This is a genomic window from Roseisalinus antarcticus, assembly GCF_900172355.1.
Classification (GTDB): domain Bacteria; phylum Pseudomonadota; class Alphaproteobacteria; order Rhodobacterales; family Rhodobacteraceae; genus Oceanicola; species Oceanicola antarcticus_A.
In genome coordinates, this window is record NZ_FWFZ01000103.1 from 1 (window position 1) to 1,985 (window position 1,985).

Sequence of the window (1,985 nt, forward strand, 5' to 3'; positions counted from 1 at the left end):
CGTATGTGGGGGAGCGCAGCGCATGACCCCTCCAGCGTCAGGGGGCGAATTTGACTAAACTCAACACCTCCGAAACCAAGACCGCCTTCGCCACACGCGTCGGCCTGACCAAGGGACGCATCTCGCAACTGGTGGCCGAGGGTCTGCCGGTGCGCGCGGACGGGCAGATCGACGTGGCGGTGGGGCTGGCATGGATAGAGGACAACCTCGACCCCGCCCGTCGCAACCGTGGTGGTGCTGCTGCCGCTCCTGCCCGCGTCTCGACCACGCTGGCCGAGGCCAAACGCCTGCATGAAATCGTCAAGGTGCAGCGAGCCAAGCTGGCGTTCGAGAAGGAACAGGGTCAACTGGTCGAAACTCTCGCCGCCACCCGGACGGTATTTGCCCGCGCCCGTGCCGAACGCGACGCCCACATGGCGTGGGTCCAGCGCACAGCGCCGCTGCTGGCGGCAGAGGTAGGAGCCGATCCGCGTGCCACCTTCGCCGCCCTCGACCGGATGATGCGCGAACATCTGGAATACCTGGCCGACATGCCCTTGGGGAGTTTTGGCGATGGTGCCTGAAATTGATCTCGCCTGGCGGCGCGGCATCCGCCCCGAACCGCCCATCCCCGTATCAGACTGGGCCGACCGGCACCGCATCTTGCCGCCCACATCTGCCGAACCGGGGCGCTGGCGCACGGATCGCACGCCCTATCTACGCGCCGTGATGGACGCCCTGTCCACCTCCAGCCCCTATGAGCGGGTCGTGCTGATGAAGGGCGCGCAGACAGGAGGGTCCGAGGCCGGACTGAATTGGCTCGGCTACATCATCCAGAACGCCCCCGGCATCGCCATGCTGGTCATGCCGTCGCTCGACATGGTGCGGCGCAACACGACCGTGCGGATCGATCCGCTGATCGAGGCCACCCCAGCCTTGCGCGACTTGGTGTCGGCTCCGAGATCGCGGGACGCCGGGAACAGCCTGTTCCGCAAATCCTTCCCCGGCGGCCAGCTGGTGATGACCGGGGCGAACAGCGCCGTCGGACTTCGATCCACACCGGTGCGATATCTGTTCCTCGACGAGGTGGACGGCTATCCCGGCGATGCCGATGGTGAGGGCGACCCCGTCGATCTGGCCATCCAGCGCACGACCACCTTCCGGGGGCGGCGCAAGATTTACATGGTCTCCACGCCCACACTGAAAGGCCATTCCCGCATCGAGGCGGCCTATCTCGACAGCGACCAGCGGTATTTCCATGTGCCCTGCCAGCATTGCGGCGACATGGCCCCGATCACATGGGCGCGCATTCGCTGGCCCGAGGGGCACCGCGACGCGGCCTATCTGTTATGCGATGCCTGCGGCGGCGTGCATCATGAACACGAAAAGCCGCGCCTGATGTCTGCTGGTGAATGGCGATCCACCGCGCTGGGCGATGGCCGCACCGCGGGGTTCCACCTGTCATCGCTGTACTCGCCATGGGAGACATGGGCCGAGATCGCGCAGGAGCATGCCCGCGTTTCCAAGGATCCTGCCCGCCTGCAGGTCTGGGTCAACACCAAACTGGGCGAGTCCTGGGAGGACCAGGCGGGTGACACCGTTCCCGCCGACCCGCTGATGGCCCGGCGCGAGGATTGGGGCAGCGACCTCGCCCCTGGCGTGGCCGTGCTGACGGCGGGCGTGGATGTGCAGGGCGACCGGATCGAGGTGCAGATCGTCGGCTGGGGCCGCGACGAGGAAGCATGGGTCATCGACTATCGCGTACTGTGGGGCGACCCTTCCGGCCCGCGCCTCTGGTCAGACCTGGATGGCGTGCTGAACAGCACCTATGGCGACCTGCCCGTGCGCGCTGTCGCGGTGGACACCGGCGGCCACCACACCAAGATGGCCTACGAGTTCTGCCGCACCCGTCTCGCCCGTCGCATCTGGGCGATCAAGGGCCGTGGCGGCCCAGGCATCCCGGTCTGGCCCCGCCGCCCCACCCGCACCAACAAGGGCAAGATCCC

The 1,985-nt window shown here is 67.3% G+C and carries 2 protein-coding genes; both read left to right on the forward strand.

Annotation, left to right across the window (positions count from 1 at the left end):
* Positions 1-50 precede the first annotated feature (50 nt).
* Positions 51-563, forward strand: a complete 513-nt coding sequence (locus ROA7023_RS23360; protein WP_085881332.1) for a hypothetical protein — start codon at positions 51-53, stop codon at positions 561-563.
* A partial coding sequence (locus tag ROA7023_RS23365) for a phage terminase large subunit family protein (protein WP_085881333.1) occupies positions 553-1,985 on the forward strand: 1,433 nt, incomplete at its 3' end. The genes ROA7023_RS23360 and ROA7023_RS23365, both read left to right, overlap by 11 nt.